This window comes from Colwellia sp. BRX10-4, from assembly GCF_014077465.1.
In the GTDB taxonomy this organism is placed as follows: Bacteria; Pseudomonadota; Gammaproteobacteria; order Enterobacterales; family Alteromonadaceae; genus Colwellia_A.
Window position 1 is genome coordinate 46,238 of the sequence record NZ_JACGVZ010000010.1, and the last position, 18,339, is coordinate 64,576.

Annotated in this window: 10 protein-coding genes and 4 pseudogenes; 7 read left to right on the forward strand and 7 right to left on the reverse strand. The window is 35.4% G+C overall.

Features of this window, described 5'->3' with window-relative positions; all coding sequences use genetic code 11:
- The first annotated feature begins 563 nt into the window (after positions 1-563).
- Positions 564-3,557, forward strand: coding sequence for a TonB-dependent receptor (locus tag H4J67_RS09920; protein WP_182169162.1), 2,994 nt, complete (start codon positions 564-566; stop codon positions 3,555-3,557).
- A gap of 216 nt (positions 3,558-3,773) precedes the next feature.
- Here H4J67_RS09920 and H4J67_RS09925 read toward each other — a convergent pair.
- Positions 3,774-4,079, reverse strand: a pseudogene (locus tag H4J67_RS09925) (aldehyde dehydrogenase family protein); the annotation flags it as partial.
- Between the two features lie 233 nt (positions 4,080-4,312).
- Here H4J67_RS09925 and H4J67_RS09930 point away from each other — a divergent pair.
- From H4J67_RS09930 to H4J67_RS09950, 5 genes are all read left to right on the forward strand, one after another.
- Positions 4,313-6,967, forward strand: a complete 2,655-nt coding sequence (locus H4J67_RS09930) for a TonB-dependent receptor domain-containing protein (RefSeq protein WP_182169164.1) — start codon at positions 4,313-4,315, stop codon at positions 6,965-6,967.
- Between the two features lie 77 nt (positions 6,968-7,044).
- Positions 7,045-7,956 carry a class I SAM-dependent methyltransferase gene (locus H4J67_RS09935; protein WP_182169166.1) on the forward strand — a complete coding sequence of 304 codons (912 nt, stop codon included), beginning with the start codon at positions 7,045-7,047 and terminating at the stop codon, positions 7,954-7,956.
- Positions 7,957-8,150: 194 nt separating this feature from the next.
- Complete coding sequence (locus H4J67_RS09940) at positions 8,151-8,297, forward strand: hypothetical protein (protein WP_182203600.1); 147 nt, start codon at positions 8,151-8,153, stop codon at positions 8,295-8,297.
- Between the two features lie 27 nt (positions 8,298-8,324).
- Positions 8,325-8,972 (forward strand): hypothetical protein, encoded by a 648-nt coding sequence (locus H4J67_RS09945; RefSeq protein ID WP_182203602.1) that lies wholly within the window; start codon positions 8,325-8,327, stop codon positions 8,970-8,972.
- 20 nt (positions 8,973-8,992) lie between these two features.
- On the forward strand, positions 8,993-9,973 hold the full coding sequence (locus tag H4J67_RS09950; protein ID WP_182203604.1) for a S9 family peptidase: 981 nt from the start codon (positions 8,993-8,995) through the stop codon (positions 9,971-9,973).
- 277 nt (positions 9,974-10,250) lie between these two features.
- Here H4J67_RS09950 and H4J67_RS09955 read toward each other — a convergent pair whose 3' ends face one another.
- Entirely contained in the window at positions 10,251-11,165 is a 915-nt protein-coding gene (locus H4J67_RS09955) for a sulfotransferase (RefSeq protein WP_182169172.1), read from the reverse strand.
- Between the two features lie 8 nt (positions 11,166-11,173).
- Entirely contained in the window at positions 11,174-12,766 is a 1,593-nt protein-coding gene (locus H4J67_RS09960; RefSeq protein ID WP_182203606.1) for a sulfotransferase, read from the reverse strand.
- A gap of 157 nt (positions 12,767-12,923) precedes the next feature.
- Here H4J67_RS09960 and H4J67_RS09965 point away from each other — a divergent pair, with 157 nt between their 5' ends.
- On the forward strand, positions 12,924-13,694 hold the full coding sequence (locus H4J67_RS09965; protein ID WP_182169176.1) for a hypothetical protein: 771 nt from the start codon (positions 12,924-12,926) through the stop codon (positions 13,692-13,694).
- 152 nt (positions 13,695-13,846) lie between these two features.
- Here the strand turns inward: H4J67_RS09965 and H4J67_RS09970 are convergent.
- The 4 genes and pseudogenes from H4J67_RS09970 to istA all read right to left on the reverse strand — a co-directional run.
- Positions 13,847-15,055: pseudogene (locus H4J67_RS09970) on the reverse strand (IS256 family transposase).
- A 292-nt stretch (positions 15,056-15,347) separates the two neighbouring features.
- Positions 15,348-16,100, reverse strand: coding sequence for a SapC family protein (locus tag H4J67_RS09975; RefSeq protein WP_182169180.1), 753 nt, complete (start codon positions 16,098-16,100; stop codon positions 15,348-15,350).
- A 216-nt stretch (positions 16,101-16,316) separates the two neighbouring features.
- Positions 16,317-16,930, reverse strand: a pseudogene (gene istB / locus H4J67_RS09980) (IS21-like element helper ATPase IstB).
- 274 nt (positions 16,931-17,204) lie between these two features.
- Positions 17,205-18,224 (reverse strand): annotated as a pseudogene (gene istA / locus H4J67_RS09985) (IS21 family transposase); the annotation flags it as partial.
- Positions 18,225-18,339: the final 115 nt, after the last annotated feature.

The following is an 18,339-nucleotide window of genomic DNA, read 5'->3' on the forward strand; positions in this document are numbered from 1 at the left end:
ACTCACCGAAATAGAGGATTATTTTTATCCTCAACACGTTGACTAAACATTAACGGAAGTCCCCCTTAATTTTTAACGGGTCATGTAAATAAGGGGGATAATTCAAACATTGGCATTATTTTTGGGAGAGGTGAATAGTTATCTTTTTGATTCGCTCAGTCAAAGAGTTGCAGTTAAATCGATTTGTATTATATAAAGCAGAACTCATTGCGGCTCCCTGAAGTGATTTATAGCTGATATTTGAAATACTTCAATTAATACAGACATTTTGTATAAAATATTTTTACAAAAAAGTTACTAAAAGGCTTTTTTTTTGTTTATATCGTCTACAAATCGATATATATTTGGATGCAATTTGTTTAATAGATAGACTATTTTATTGGTTAACAGTTGGTTAGGTACTAATAAAAAAGTTCAAAAACATTTTTGTAATAGGGGTTGTAATATTTCTATATTCAGGCAGAATTAATGGATATTGTTACTTAATTTAACAATTTGTTGAAGTATTCAAAGAATTTAAAACAATAAATATTTAAACTATAAGTCTAGAGAGAAATACTAATATGAAAAATTCTAATTTAAAGCGTAGCTTTAAACAATCAATTACTGCTGTAGCAGTAGCGATGTCATTGAGTGCAGCAATGCCTGCAATGGCAAATAACACAACAGGTTATATTACTGGTAGTTCTATTAGCCAAGGTGGTCAAGTTCTTGGTTCAGTTACAATTAAAATTGTTAACAAAGAAACTGGTTTAACTCGCTCTGTTGTTTCTGATAGCGAAGGTTCTTTCCGCTTCCCGCTTCTTCCTCCTGGAATGTATGACATTACAGCAATGAAAGATGGCTTCCAAATCACAGCTCAAAAAGATGTTAAAGTTGGTATGGGCGGTAAAGTTAGCCTTAACATGACTCTAGCTGCTGATGATATTGAGCGTATTGAAGTTACTGGTTCAGCTATTGCTATGGTTGATATCACAAGTTCAAGCACAGGTATCGTTGTTGATACTTTAACTCTTGATAGAGTACCTGTTGCACGTGATTTCACTGGTGTTGCTTTATTAGCACCGGGTACAACTAAAGGTGATTCTGCTTTTGGTAACAACCCATCTATTGGTGGTGCATCTGTAGCTGAAAATGCTTACTACGTGAATGGTCTTAACATTACTAACTTCCGTACAGGTGTTGGTTCTAGTCAACCACCATTTGAAATGTATGATACATTTGAAGTTAAAACTGGTGGTTACTCGGCTGAATTTGGTCGTGCTACTGGTGGCGTAATTAACGCAAAAACTAAGAGTGGTTCAAACGAATTTAAATCTGGCGTGAATGTTTACTACGAACCAGATGCTTTAAGAGAAGATAAGCAATCACAAAAACGTGATGACGGTACTTTACGTATTGATAATACCGGCGATGAGAATGACTTCTACGAAGTTAACTTATGGGCAAGTGGCGCTATCATCGAAGATACTCTTTTCTATTACGCACTATACAGCCCGCGTAGCGATGAATTTGAATACAACGGTGGACAAGCTTCTACTCCAGATGGTATTGCACAAAGTTTATACTCAGAAAAAGATGATGATTCTTTTTGGGGTGCAAAAGTAGATTGGTATATTACTGAAAACAATATCCTTGAAATCTCAGCTTTCTCTGATCAGAGCACTACAACTACATTGAGAACTGATTATATTGGTTCTACTGGTGCTGAACCAAAAGAAAGTTTTGAAGACAATGGTGGTTTGAACTACACAGCTAAATTAACGTCTATTATTACTGACGATTTTTCAGTATCAGTTCAATACGGTATCAATGAAACAGACCGTACAGCTGGTAGTGTTTTAGATGCTAACCCAGCTATTTACCGTAACTTTACTAGAACAGGAGCGTTTGTTCCTGGTGGTAACTTTGCTAACTTTAGCATTGGTGAAGGTGATGATCAGCGTCAAGTTGTTCGTATCGATGCTGATTGGTACTTAGGTGATCATGAAATACGTTTTGGTGTTGATAAAGAATCACTAACAGCAAACCAACAAACAATTAACTCTGGTGGCGCTTACTACTTATACGTAATCGGTGAAGATGATACTACGATTGACTATGTACGTCACCGTACATACAGCAGCGGTGGTTCTTTTGAATCAGAAAACTTTGCATACTACATTCAAGATCAATGGCAAGCTACAGACGATCTAGTTATTAATGCTGGTATTCGTAACGATTCATTTGAAAACAAGAATGGTATTGGTGAATCTTTCATTAAACTTGAAAACCAATGGGCATTACGTTTAGGCGCAGTATACGATGTTATGGGCGATGGCGAGTCTAAAATATGGGCAAGCTACGGTCGTTACTATCTTCCAATCGCTGCTAACACTAACATTCGTTTAGCCGGTGCTGAAACTTATACTCAAGATTACTACAACTACGACGGTATGAGCAGCGACGGGTTAGAAGTTCCTAATCTAACTGGTGGTACTTACGATGGTCGTCCTAGAGATGTATTCTCAAACGGTGATGTTCCAGAAGCAGGCGCAATCGTTGATTCAAGCATCGACCCTATGTATTCAGATGAATTCATTGCCGGTTACCAGTTCCAGTTAAATGACGAATGGAGCATGGCAGTTCAAGGTACTTACCGTGAGCTAGCAACAACTATTGAAGATGTTGCAATCGATTTTGGTTTTAATGAATATGTTAATCGCGAATTCGGTTCAGCTTGTACTGAATGTACAGGTTTCCATTACTATGTATTAACTAACCCAGGTACAGATATTACTGTAACGACTGACCCTGATGATAATCAGAAAGATGCAAATGGTGATTACTTCAATGGTCCTTTAGCTAATCAAGAATACACTATTCCTGCATCTGACTTAAACTACCCTGAAGCTATCCGTAAATATGCTGCTGTTGACGTAACTGTTAACAAAGAGTGGGATGGCAAATGGATGTTAACTGGTACTTACACTTGGTCTCATAGCTGGGGTAACAACGAAGGTTTAGTTCGTTCAGACAACGGTCAAGATGACGCTGGTTTAACAACTAACTTTGACCAACCTGGTTTATTAGATGGTGGTGATGGTAACTTACCAAATGACCGTCGTCATTCAGTTAAAGTATTTGGTTCTTACCAAGTTACTGATGACTTGAATATTGGCGCAAACTTCTCATGGCAAGCAGGTAAGCCAAGAAGTGCATTTGGTATTCACCCAACTGATATATTTGCTCAGGCATATGGTTCAGAGTCTTTCTACAAAGGCGGTCAATTAGCTAAACGTGGTTCAGAAGGTACAACAAATTCTCTTTGGAACCTTGATTTAACGGCTAGTTACGACATTGAATTTGAAGACTTTGACTTAAATCTTCGTGCAGATGTTTTCAACGTATTTAACAATGATACAGCATCTGAATTTGACGAGATTTATGATGATGAATCTAGAACTGATTTCAATGAAGACGGTTCAGGTAACTACTTTGTTAGCCCAACTTACGGCTTAGCACAGAACTGGCAGACTCCACGTTATGTTCGTTTAAGCGCTTCAATCCGCTTCTAAACAATTGTTTAAACAATAATTTAGTTGTTAAAAAACCCGCTACTTAGCGGGTTTTTTTATGGTTAATATTTAACAAGCGATATTTATTGTTCACTGAACTATAACGATTGCTGTATTTATATAAGAGAAAATACCAGACATTAAAAATTAGAGGGCGTTAAATGAAACGATTATCTATAAATAGAAGAGAATAAAGAGTAAGGGTTGATCTCTTTCAGTCATTAGCGATGCTTTAAATACAACCGTGTTACCCGCTATTAATGCAGGAACAATATGACCGTTAGGTAAATGACCAGGGAAGTTGTAAGGACCAAAAATGTCAACAAAACCATGGGGCTTATGACGTATCATTGCTTTTGCGCCAGGCATTGGGTTTTCAACAGTACCTGTTCGCTCATTGTTTGCTTTGACAGAAATCGCTACTTTACCCATCATAGCGCCAACTTCTGTACGGGATTCCCAAAGAGGCTTACCTCTTTCTTCTGCAATGGTTATTGCAAGATGTTTGTTTGTAGCGTCTATAAATCGATACATATTTGGATGCAGTTTGTTTAATAGATTGATTATTTCATTGGTTAACAGTTGGTTAGGTACTAAGAAAAAAGTTCAAAAACATTTTTGTAATAGGGGTTGTAATATTTCTATATTCAGGCAAAATTAATAGATATTGTTACCTAATGTAACAATTTGTTGAAATATTCAAAAAACTTAAAATAATAAATATTTAAACTATAATTCCAGAGAGAAACACTAACATGAAAAATTCTAATCTAAAACGAAACTTTAAACTTTCGCTAGCTGCAATGGCAGTAGGCGGGTGTTTAGCTACATCACCAATAACTTTTGCTGCAGAAACAGTCGTAGAAGAAGTAGAAAGAATTGAAGTAACAGGTTCACGTATCAAACGTACTGATTTAGAAACTGCAAGTCCTATTACTGTAATTACAGCTGCAGAATTTGAATTACAAGGCCGTATTTCAGTTGCTGATGCTCTTCGTAGCGTTACTTCAAATAGCTTTGGTTCATTTGTACCTTCTTCTGGTAGTAGTCAGCAATCACAATCAACAATTAGTTTGTTAGGTGCTGGTTCTGGTCGTACATTAGTATTATTAGATGGCAAACGTATGGCTGGTTCTCCTAGCTTGGGTGGTGCTTCAGCTAACTTAAGCAGCATTCCTATGGCTGCAGTTGAACGAATTGAAATTTTGAAAGATGGCGCTTCTGCTACTTATGGTTCAGATGCTATTGCTGGTGTAGTTAATATCATTTTGAAAAAAGATTATGAAGGCGTGTCTGCGAGCTTTCAAATCGGACGTCCTGACCAAGAAGGTTCTGATACTAAATCTTTCTCATTAACTAGTGGTGTTAGTTCAGATAAGGGTAATATTACTTTTGTTTATGACCACCAAGAGCAAGGTGCAATCTTCGATAAAGATCGTGATTACACTGCTGCTAGCTTTTCAGATCTAAATGGCGATGGCCTAGTTTCAGTTTATGATGAAACTGTTGGTATTAGTTATTATGGAGCTACAATTGTTAACCCGACTACAGGTGGTCTAGAAGCGTCTGCTAACTGTGATAACTTAGCTGCAACGGTTCCTGGTTTTGTTGGATCTTTAGATCAAGGCTCATTACTAGGTGGCGTTGGCGGCGGTGAAGTTTGTGGTTTTGCTTATTCAAATGTATCTGCCAACTCAGCATCTACAAAGCGTGACTCTATTTTAACATCAGTATCATATGAAATAACAGATGATATCGAGATGTACGCTCGAGCTATGTTTAGTCGTAACGATTCATTTGGTCGTTATGCTCCACCAGCAGCTTACTGGAGCAACATCCCAGCTAACTCTGTAGATAACCCTTATGCTGAAGAAACAGCTGGTTATTTCCGTTGGCATCAAATTGGTACTCGTGACGGCAACGTAACTGATTATCAACAAGATTATATGATTGGTTTGACTGGCGCTCTTGGTGATTCTTTGGAATGGGAATTTTCTTATCACAAAGCTATGCTAGATTACCGTGAAGTGGGTCGTTCTTACTTAAGTTACTCTGGTCTTGCATACAATGCTGCAAATGATATTAGTTTAGGTTCAGATGCAGGCATAGCTAATATGAGTGCTACCGTTTACACTGAAAACCAAAATAATTTTGAGCAATATTTCTTTGGTGCTGGTTTTGATTTAGGTGAATTACCTGGCGGTAACATTATGCATTATGCTGGCGTTGAGTATTTTGAACAAAAATTCAATTCTCAATATGATAAACAGTCTGAAGCAGGATTAATTGGTGGTAGTGCGGGTAATTCAGCTGAAGGTTTACGAGATACAACTGCAGTTTTTTATGAAGTAGCTTTACCAATAACAGACGAGTTACTCGTGAGTGCAGCATATCGTTATGATGATTATAGTGATTTTGGTAGCCAAGGAACACCAAGTGTTAAGCTTGAATACCGTCCTATGGATGATCTATTAATTAGAGCTTCATACAGTAATGGTTTTCGTGCTCCATCTTTAGATGAATTGTTAGCTCAAACAGCCTTCTCAGCAACAAGTGCAACAGATTATGTCGCTTGTGAGTCACAGGGCATTGCTTCAGCAGATTGTAAGGCACGTCAGTTTGATAATTTAGTTGAAAGTAATTCAAACTTAGGTCCAGAAGAGTCAACTTACATAAATGCTGGTTTTGTTTACTCAGGTATTGAAAATTTATCAGTTAAGGTAGATTACTTTGATTTAGAAGTTACCAATGTAATTTCAAACATTACTGTTCAGTCATTAATCAATGCTGAATATGGCGGTATACTAGATGAGTTGATGGGTAAATACCCTGGTGTTTCTTTAGTTCGTGATGCTGACGGTGGCGTTAGTGAAAATGTTGTTACTCGCTCTGAAAATGGCGCAATAATGACTCGTAATGGATTAGATTTAGAATTTGGCTATTTACTTGAAACAGGAATGGGTGAATTAAGATTTACATCTGCAACAACTTATTTAATTGAATCAGGTGGAGATGTTTACTTCTCGGGTCCTAAGCAAAATCAAATCGGTGGTCCAGGCACTCCTAAATGGCGTTCACAATTTACTGTTAACTACAGTATTGACGATTTATCAATTAGCTGGACCATAGATGCAATTGCTTCGACAGCTGAAGATTCAGTATTAAATACTGATACTGGTAATCCTGCGGATTTCTACCAAGAATATTCAAATCATAATACAAGCTATGTGACACATAATTTAAATGTGAAATATGATCTAGGTAACTATGGTGTTGCAACTATTGGTGCAAGAAACTTGTTAGACAAGGAAATTGTTCGTGATGATGATGGTATATGGGTAAATGATACGCTTTATAATGCCGGTCATATTGGTCGTGAATTATTCGCTGGTTACACAATTAGCTTTTAGAAATTAATAGTACATTAACAAAAAGGAGCTTTTAAGCTCCTTTTTTTATTTTAAAACTAATAACAGGAAGACTTAAAATGAACGAATGGGATGATTACTGGAGTCAAGGTAATGTGTCTTGCTTTCCGGATGCGCCAAAATTAAACAGACTATTATTAAAGGAATGGTCTGAAGCGTTTAGGTTAAATATTAAAGAGAACTCTTGTGCGGTTCTTGATTTAGCTTGTGGTGGAGGCTATTTAACTAACTTATTAGTAGAAGATTATAGAAATACAGATAAAAAAATTCAATTATCTCTTTCTGATATGTGTGATATTAATGTTCAGTCTTCAAGTGCTAATATAACTCTCCAATTATTTCCCAAAGTTAATAACGAATCACTTCCCTTTAATAAAAATACTTTTGATTTTATTGTTTCTAATTTTGGTTTTGAATATTCAGAAACGATACAAACAATTAATGAATTATCTAGAGTACTAAGCCATAAGGGGCGGTTTGTATTAAATTGCCATTATATTGATAGTCAAATTATAAAAGATTCTGTTGATATATCTAATGCGCTAATACTTTGGTTGGAAACAAGTAAAATACAAAGCATAATCGTAGATCTTTTTTCAAATAGCAATACAGCACGACAAATCGATAAAAATAAGGAGAGTAAGCTACTCATTGATGAATTTGTAAATATTAATAATAAAACCAACGGTGGAATTTCCAAAAGTGGTTTACTTGAAGCAATACTTCCTTTGTTAAAGAATAATATTCAGTTACTACCAACAATGGATGATTATAATACCTTAGAGCGTAACTATAAAAATTACCTAAAGCGTATTCAGGCTCAAATTAATGCTGCTTTAACAGATAAAAAATTAGTAACGATTAAAGAGCAGTTATTACTTAATAATATAATCTTAGATGAAGTAAAATATTTAACTTTAGATGATAAAATTGTGTCAGTTTATATACAAGGTAGTGCAAATTTTTGTTAACAAGCTTCTGAATATTTTAACAATTAATGAATTATTACACGATTTCAAAACTAAAAACATATAAAAGGAATAAAAATGAAAACATGGATAAAACTAGGAGTGTTTATATATTCGATGTTATTTACACAAGCTTCTTGGGCTAAAGTACTGATATTAGCGTAGAAAATCCCCTTGAAAATCATGAGTTTACAGCCTTGCAGTTATCACCAAATGGTAAACATATTGCTGTATTGTCTGCTGTGGGGAATCGTAAGAATATTATTATTATGGAAACTAAAGGGCTTAAAAATATCTGTGCTGTTACTTCATTGAATAATCAAGATATAGCCGATGTTTTCTAGGCTAATGACAAGGATATTGTCTTCACAATGGACAGTGATGGTAATGAATCTTTTAGTTTATATAAAATTGATATTTCGAAAAATAAATCTAAAATTGTGTTGTTAGTAGGTTCAACGGTTGGGATATCAGGCATTAGTTCGGCTACCGTTGTGCATACTTTACCTGAAGATCCAGATAATATAATTGTTCAATATAATGGCCGTAAAATTAAAGCCGCAGACTTATATAAGCTCCCTCTAAGTAGTCGTTGGAATACTAAACGTAATAAAAACAACAAGATGAAACTTGTTGCGAAAAATCTAGGTAATGTACAAAGATGGTTACTTGATAATGCTGGTTATGTAGGAGGATCAACCACACTTAATGGGCTTGAAGGTAAGTTTCTTTATAAGGAGCAAGGGGTTAAGGAGTTTAAAGTTTTACAAGAGTTTAACCCTTTAGATGAAGGTTTTTCCCCAATTAGTTTTGATTTTGATGATAAAACCTTATTTGTTTCTTCAAATATAGGTCGTGATAGAGCTGCTATATATAAATACTCACCAGAAAAAAATAAGCTTGGTGAAATGGTTTTTGGTCATGATGAAGTTGATGTAACAGGGTTAATAATGTCTCGTCATCAGAAAAAATTGCTAGGCGTTATTTTACTTATGAATACCCTGAGTCTATTTATTTAGACAAAGCTACAGATAAAATAATGAAGGGGTTGCATAGTGCTTTTCCTAATAAACAGGTTAATATAACTAGTCAATCAAAAGATGAGAACTTAAATGTTTTATTGGTTAATGATGATCAAGACCCTGGCAGTTATTATTTATATAATCGAAAAACAGGTAGTGTTCATTTTTTAGTCTCAAGAATGGCTTGGTTAAAGCCTACTGATATGTCACCGATGAAACCCATTCAGTTTACAAGTAGAGATGGCTTGACTATTCATGCCTATATTACTATTCCTAAAGATAGTGATGGGGGAAAATTACCTCTGATTGTTAATCCTCATGGTGGCCCATTTGGAATTAGAGATGTGTGGGGATATAATCCTGAACACCAATTTTTCGCTAGTCGGGGATATGCTACCGTTCAAGTTAACTTTAGAGGCTCTGGCGGCTATGGTCGTAAATTTGAACAGGCTGGTTATGGCGGTAAGTGGGGCGCAGAAATGCAAAATGATTTAACAGATGCTGTAGAACATCTTGTTAAGGAAGGTATTACTGATGCTGATAACGTGTGTATTTATGGCGCAAGTTATGGCGGTTATGCCACCATGGCGGGATTAACTTTTACACCAGATTTATACACATGTGGTATTAATTATGTTGGTGTTACAGATGTGGGGCTATTATTCACTTCAATGCCAAAACATTGGGAGTCAGCTAGAGAGTTAATGAAAATTCAAATTGGTGATCCTGATGATAAAGCATTAATGGCTAGAATGTCACCTTTAGCCCATGTTGATAAAATTAAAGTACCTTTAATGATTGTACAAGGTGCTAGAGATCCTCGAGTGGTAAAACAGCATGCTACAGATCTTAGAGACGAGTTGGAATCTTTAGGTGTTAAATTATCAGATGATGAATGGATCATGAAGAAAAATGAAGGTCATGGGTTCCGTAAGGAAGAAAATAAAATTGAGCTTTACACCAAAATGGAAAAAATTCTGGCGAAGCATTTAAACTAGTATGCCTTAATGCGCTCTACTAGCTAAGACCTAAGCTGATTGTTGCCCTATTTTTAGGGTAGCTTATCAGCGCAGATTTGAGCTAAATTATTTGAGCTCAAATAATTTCTCACAAGTAATATTTATAATGTTTTTTCATCCACGGCACTTTTTATCTTGCTGGGCTAATGTAATTCACTGCAACGTATCATCCAATCTGACATGATTTTTCAAGTTAGTTCATATTATACTCATCTGACAGTTTTTTGAAGTGAAGTTATTAATGACACTATCACAGTTAATTACTAATATATTTAAGGTGTTTTTTATCGATTACATTGTTAATTTCTTTTGCATTCGATAAGAAAAGCTCCTTATTAATATTTGTTATAAGACAAGTTAATTTACTCATCTGAGGAAATAATAAATCAGCGTTTTTATGCCACTTATTATTTTGGGGTTTGGTTAGTGTAAACTCAGATAAAGGCAATTTATTGTTGGTTATATCGGTAAGATATTGATCTTTCTCTACACCAATAAACTCACATGTTTTTGTTATAACTTTATCAGGATTTAATATTAAGTCCTGATAGTTCACCACTTGCCATCTTTCGTTTGGTATTTCTTTTAATTCATTTAAAATAGTTTCGTTGCATACTTTCCACTGCCATGTTGCAATTTCTGCATTGCTTTTATTTTTTAGATCTGGCCAGTTTGGCAGAAGAATGAGAGACCAACGGTCTTTAAACTCCGGTAAGTTTGGATAGGTAATGAAGCTTTTTGAATTCCAAGCATCAAGAATACTGCTTATATTCTCTTTTGGATCTCTTACTAAATAGATGAATTTCGCATCTGGAAATACTTTATTTAAGAAACGTATACGTAAGGAGTTTTTTGGTGTCTTCTCTAAAAATCGAATAACGCCATCAGCCTGTAAAGAATAGGATTGCTTTTTTCTATTTATCAAAGCCTTTTGGAAATTTTGTTTTAACAAAGATATAGAGTATTCGTCACCATCATTTTCTGTTAATACATTGGAGATAGAATCCTGATAACCGGGGCAAAATTGAGGAATTCCTTCAATAACAGCATGGCTTTCTCCTCCAATAGTCCACAAGTCTTTTGCTTGTGCAAGTAATTCAAATAATAGGGTGCTTCCAGCCCTTGGTGCTGAAAGAATAATGATCGGTTGATTAAATATGTTAGAAGTCAAAATAAAACTCAATCCAGTTTAGATGGGTTGCCAACTAAAAGATTTACTTTATCTTCTAGCTCAGTGAATACAGGTAAATGTTGTGTTATGTAGGGCTGGTATTTTTTCCAAGAACCTATAGAACGAGCAGTAATAGGTTGCTTAACTTGGCTAACACTCGGAGTTAATACTAGTCGATCAGATTCATAAAAAGTTAGGCACTGTTTTTCAAAGCTTATTTGACAATAATCTAATAACCGCTTTATTTCATTTTCTGTGTCTGAAACTAACCTTTCGTAGCTCAATTGATATATTTGTTTGGGATATACAGCTTCCCAATGGTTCATTAATGATAAGTAACCTTTCCAGTAAAGTTCAATTCCTTTTAATGAGTATGAATAATTATGACCGTTACTAAAAAATTGTTTATAAACACTTAATGCGTTGTCTAAAGGATTTCTGACGACATTAATAATTTTGGCTTGCGGAAATAAAGTTTTAATCAGGCCTATATGGACGAAGTTATTTGGGTTTTTATCGATAACCATTTTCGCCAGTGTTGGTAAGTATTGTTTTACCTGTTGAGTGTATTGTTCAGCAAATTTCTGGGCTTGTTCATTTGTAATATTTTTCAATTTTTCAATATATCCTCCCATCATATCTAGTTCAAGCCCTATACGCTCAATATAAGGTAATTCATCAGTTGACTCAACTTCCGTATGACTTGCGAGTATTTGTTCAATTAATGTTGTACCAGACCTCGGCATACCAACAATAAATATTGGGGTGAACTCCTGGTTTGGTGTTTGAATCTCAGGTGGTATTATAAATTTAGAGATAAAATCATTAATCAGCTGTGAGTATAAATCTGCTTGAAATGGACGATAATTGGCCATTAATTGGTTGGCGAGATGGATAGATTCGAACGATTTTTCATATTGTTCTTGCTGCTCATGTATACGTCCCAGTGTAAATAATAATAATGATCTATTACCAGATGACAGTGTTTTACAATGAATCAATGATTGTATTGCTTCTTTGTCAGTGGATTTGAGTTTGTAATCTTTTAAATCAGCCAGACTCCAGTAACCAACAGCAGAGTGCAGAGGGAAATCTTGAATAAATTCGTGATAGAACTCTGCCGCTTTATCTGATTTACCTTTTGCTTTATATATATGGCCTAAATTTAATTTCACAAAAGGATCATAAAAACCGTTATTATAACAATTTAATAATAAGGTTTCAGCAAGGTATATTTTTCCTGATTTGAGTGCGTTTAGCCCTTTTTTATACTGAAATTGAATGTTTTGAGGTTCTGTAACTAAAAGTGCATCGAGAGTGTCGATTGCTTCAAAAAAAAGCTCTTTCATTTCGAGTATTTGAAGTTTTATTAGCAGCGTTTCTTTATTGTATTCATCGAGGAATAAGATGTTTTTTATTAATTTTTCACTTTGTAAATAATCATGATTTTTTATTGTTATTTTAAGTAAGATTATTGTGGCATCTATTTGTTCTGGGAATAGATTTAGTATTCCTTTTGCCGTAAACGAGGCCGCTTCAAAATGATTTTTTTTAAATGATTCGCTAGCTTGATATAGCAATTTAGATAGTTTAGGCTTCAAAAGTAATTTCCTATACTTGGAATTTTTTAATACTCAATCATATCGAATGACTGTTTTTTAGTAAATATAAAGATAGTTAAGATGCACGTAAACATTGATCTTTTTTAGAGTACTCAGTGCTCTCAATTACAAAGATATAGTTAATCACGGAACAATCATGTCAAATGAAGAAACAATAAAACCTTCAAGTAATAAAATTAGTACATATACAATCTCAGCACGAGGTAAGAGTAAATTAGTGCCAATAAAGGAATTTATTAGCTCAAATTTTGCTGATGTACCTTTGCCACAAATTGAGAGTGTTTTTGGTTTTGTGGAACGTTCATCACTATATGGAGGTAGAGCATTCCAAATAGAAGAACTGACAGATGGAGATGTTGTTAATTTAAATGAAATGAACATTGGTTTAAGAATTCCATTAACTAATCATTTTGTCGATCGAGACGAGTTTATAAACGCATCTAAAATACTTGAAAAGCATCATAATTCATTAAATTCAGTTATTTGTACAAATGATGATTTAGCTTTGTGGATCAGAGCTGAATATCCCTCTTATGAAATAGAGGCAAGTGTAATTAAAAATTTGACGACAAAAGAAAAAATTGCTGATGCCTTAGAAATATATAACACTGTGGTCTTGCCGATGAGTTCGAATGATAATGATCTATTACTTGATAGTATTGAAGATAAAAGTAGAATTAGGTTATTTGCAAACGCTGGTTGCGCTTATACATGTCCCGCAAAGATTTGCTACAAATCTGTCTCTAAAATGAATAAATTTCAGGGAGGGGAGTTTAAGTGTTCACAAACGATAAAAGCTAGGCAGTCAATGGGAATGATAGATTTTGAATTACAACGATTACAAAATAAAGGCTATCATAAATTTAAACTTTTACGAACACAGATTGGAAATCAGACAGGGTATTAATATGGAATAATTTATATGCTCTATTAGACTATAAAATATCGATGGGCTCAGTGTTGTATATCGAATAAATTTATTTCCGTCTGATGATTCAGCAATAAAAGTCGTTTATCTTGAGATAGGAGCCTGTAACAGATTTTGTGTAACTGCCCGTTTTAAATAAAGTCCTTTAACCGGTCTTCGAATTCAATCATAAATCGATTCAAGGCCGTTTTCCAGTTTCTTATCGGCATCGTCCATTTCTTGGATGCTGCATCTATCGCAAGGTAAACCATTTTTCTCGCTGAATCATCAGACGGAAATAACTTACGTTTTTTTATCGCCTTTCGAATAACACTGTTAAGTGATTCTATCGCATTCGTTGTGTAGATAGCTTTGCGAATGTCTTGGGGGTATTTGAATAACGTATTTAGGTTTGACCAATGTGCTCGTCAAGAACGACTGATTTGTGGGTATTTATCATCCCAACGTAAGCAGAAGTTATCGAGTTCAAGTAGTGCCTCTTCTTCTGTTACTGATTGATATATTTGCTTCAAATCAGCGGTGACAGCCTTGTAATCTTTCAAGGGAACATACTTCATCGAATTACGCACCATATGAACAATACAGAGTTGAACTTGGGTTTGAGGGAATACAGTATTAATTGCTTCAGGGAAACCTTTCAGGCTATCAACACAAGCAATCAGGATGTCATTTACCCCTCTATTTTGAAGCTCTGTTAATACGTTCAGCCAGAACTTAGCCCCTTCATTTGCCGATATCCACATACCTAACAGCTCTTTATGGCCTTCGATATTCACGCCTAAAGCCAGATAAATAGCTTTATTGATAACGTGTTTATCTTGTCTGATTTTTACAACCAAACAGTCGAGATAAACAATAGGATAGACTGAATCTAATGGTCTAGCTTGCCATTCAATGACTTGCTCTATCACGGCATTGGTGACACGAGATATCAATGTGGGTGAAATGTCAGCATCATACATTTCTTTGAACGTATCAACGATTTCCTTCGTTGTCATGCCTTTAGCATACAGGTACAAGATTTTATCGTCCATTGACGTAAATCGCGTTTGGTTCTTTTTGACTAATTTGGGTCCAAAACTTCCTTCTCTATAGCGTGGGGTTTCAAGCTCAACTTGACCGTCTTCCGTGCGAGTAGATTTCGAGGAGTAGCCATTTCGGCTATTGTTTGTGGTGGATTTCTCATGAAGTGCATAACCAAGATGTTCTTCAAACTCAGCATTTAAAGCGGCTTTAACGGTTATCTTTGTTAATATTCTACGAAAGTCGGTTAAGTCTTGCTCGGACTTAATACCTTTGGCTGCTTGCTTAGCAAATACTTCTAGTTCTTTCTTATTCATAGTCTGCCTATCCTAAAACCTATATGGGTATTAATGATAGGCAGTTATATAGATTTTGTTACAGGGTCTAGATGCGGCATTCAAGCAATGGACGATGCCGATAATAAACTGGAAAACGGTCTTGAATCAATTTATGATTGAATTCGAAGACCGTTTAAAGGACTTTATTTAAAATTGGCAGTTACACAAAATAGTTGCAGGGTCGTTAAATTTTGGCTTATTGCATTAACAGTATTAATAAGCCATAGTTTAGCCTCACTTTTTATATTTTAATTTATACAAATGATTGTTTTTATGAGTCAGCGGCAATGAATTTAATTTGTGTCAATGTGCTCTTTTTACTATCGTTGTTGTGCAGTTTAGCCAAGTACTGAATTTGATTTAAAGATCTCATCATCGCATGAATAGCTGATAACAAACCTCTTTTATGAAAGTCTAATATTTTACTTTCGTCTAACTGATGTAATTTTTTATCATTAATACCAAATAACCCTACAAGCTTTTTATTTTCATCATTGCTAAATGTCATAACTAATTCAAGCTCTATAAGTAGATCATTACTTATAAGCTCTTTAATGAAACCTTCAGTTAATACTTCATTATCGTAGAGTGCTCCTAATGACTCTCTAATATTTTTTAAATACTCGGTTTCATTGTTATCCGTATCAAATAAAGCATTATCTTTACTTTCGCCGACTAATACACTATCAATATCAATACATGTTGTTAGAGTATTTTCTTTTTCAGAATCTAAACCTAAACTAAATGGCACCATAGATGCTGATTGTGGAACATAAATAGCCTTCCATTCTTCATCAGTTAAATATAAATTTTCACCTGCTTGTATACCAAGTATGGCGACACTCCGATAATGGGACGATTCTGGTCTTTTTACTAATAAAATAGGAAAGCTAGTCGCTGCTTGTCTATATTCATTAATATGGATGGGTAATATATGTTGGTTAGCTATGTGCATTAAATTACGTTTTTTGGACACTTTTAATTTTTTACATTGTTCTTTTTTGACTGGGACGATACTAGCCATGAAGACCTCTATTATTTATCTGTTTAATACTTAGTTATGGTGGCTCATTTCATTGGTTTCAATGATTTCTTATGAATATATTCATTTAATATGTCAAGTTTTGATCTGGTAAACTTAATTCAGTCACCCTAGCTAAGCTGCGTAATACCATGATGCCGATCGCTCAATACCATTCAAACCGATCACTTTTTTGTCTGCCAGTAGACCTCGTAAAATCTAACTTGAGTGATCGGCATCAGTCAAGGAATTTAGTTTTTTTCGCATCGATTCACCTTTTAATTCTAACTTTATTGCTCCGTGAACAAGCCTATCTAGAATCGCATCAGCATGTGTCGATTCTCCTATCATTTCATACCAATTTTCTATTGGTAATTGACTGGCAATTAAAGTCGATTTTGTATCATATCTCGCATCAATTAATTCCAGTAAATCACTGCGTTGTTGAGCCGTTAATGGCTCTAATCCCCAATCATTTAAGATCAGTAAATTGGCAGAGCTAAGCTTATTGATCAGTTTTCGATAACTACCATCGGCTTGCGCTAAGAACATCTTTTCTAATAGCTCCTTGAGCCTAAAACAATAAACGCTACTCCCTTGTTGGCAGTGGTTTTGACCAAGAGCGCAAGCGAGGTAAGTTTTCCACAACCCGTTGCTCCCGTAATCAAAATATTTTGGTGAAGGTGAAGCCATTCACCTTGTGCTAATGAACGGATCTGAGTTTTATCGAGTTGTCGTGCTGCGCCATAGTTGAGTTGAGTAAGTGTGCCACCAACTCTGAACTTTGCTTCTCTAGTTAGGTGGTCAATTTTACGCTGGTCTCGCTGAGCTATTTCATGCTCAAGTAATAAACTTAGCCTGTCTTCGAAGCTTTGTTCAACGTATAGATTGGGTTGCTAAAATTGCTGTAATAGCGCATCACGTATGCCGTTTAGCTTTAAGTGACTTAACTGGTTATTGACTTGTTGATTGATATTTTTCATCAGATTTCCTTTAGTTTGTGAGTTTTATTAACGGTAATAGTTGTTGCCGCGGATATTTTTATGATCAATATCTTGTAGTAAATCACCTTGAGCTTATGGTGAGGGGTTGCTTATCCAAGCCTTTTTCTAAGATGGTTTTTACTTGTTTTACCAATGTGTAGCTGTAAGCCTGTGTGGATAAAGGTTTGAGTGCAGGTCTATCGATAGTGTCAAACTGACTGAGCTTTGAGCCAGGATGCTTTTTCATTTTCCTCTGATTTAAACCAACCAGTAATTATTGTATTTTCACGTTCAATTGACGCAAGCTAAAGATGGTTTCATTGCGAAGGTGTGCCATTATCCAACGTTCAACAATTTGCACACCCACTTCAGCCTTAGCTTTATCTTTTGGTCTATAAGGTCTAGCGGGCACAATCACCATATCGTAATGTGTCGCTAGTTGTTGGTAGGTTGGGTTTAAGTTAGGTTCATATCGGCAGTGTTTGGTGACAGCACTTTTAAGGTTGTCAGGAATTATCAGCTCAGGTACACCGCCAAGAAACTCAAAACAACGAGCATGACTCATCACCCAATTTTCGAGTTTCTGGCTGTAAGTCGCTTCAGCATAGGTATAATTTGATGCTCCCATGACCGCGACGAACACTTGTGCAGTTCGGCATTCGCCTGTACTTCTATTAACAATACTCATGGTTGGGCCACAGTAACCCACAAACAGTTTTTCACCTGCTTTATGGTTTTGTCGCATCGAGCTTTTTTGGCATTTAAGCCACGCCTTGTACTGGCAGCAGAAATGGGTATAACTGTAAAATCCTTCCGCATGTCGCTCTTTGTATTCCTCCCAAAGCAATAACAACGTCATGGTTTTAGGCCGAAGTTCTTGCTGAACTAACGACCCGTCAGGAATGGTAAAGCCTTTTAATCGAGGTTTTGTTTTGAAAAACGCTTGTTGTAGAGAGTGATCATACCACTTCTCATAAAGCGGCCAGCAAGTAATATCTAGCTCTGCTGATTTACAGGCATATTTAGACACGATTGAGGGTGAAACAGATAAGCTTTGTGCTATCTGACGATGATTGAGTTTACAGCCGTATTTTAGTCTTAAAATTTCTTTAAGTTTATGCATTGAAATAGGTGCCGTTAGCATGGTCATTCTCATCATCAAAAATCAAAAGAATAACGGTTAAAAACACCTACTGGCTAGACAAAGAGTGTGAATATTTAACGATACTATTCAAGCCGATCACTCAATACTATTTTAA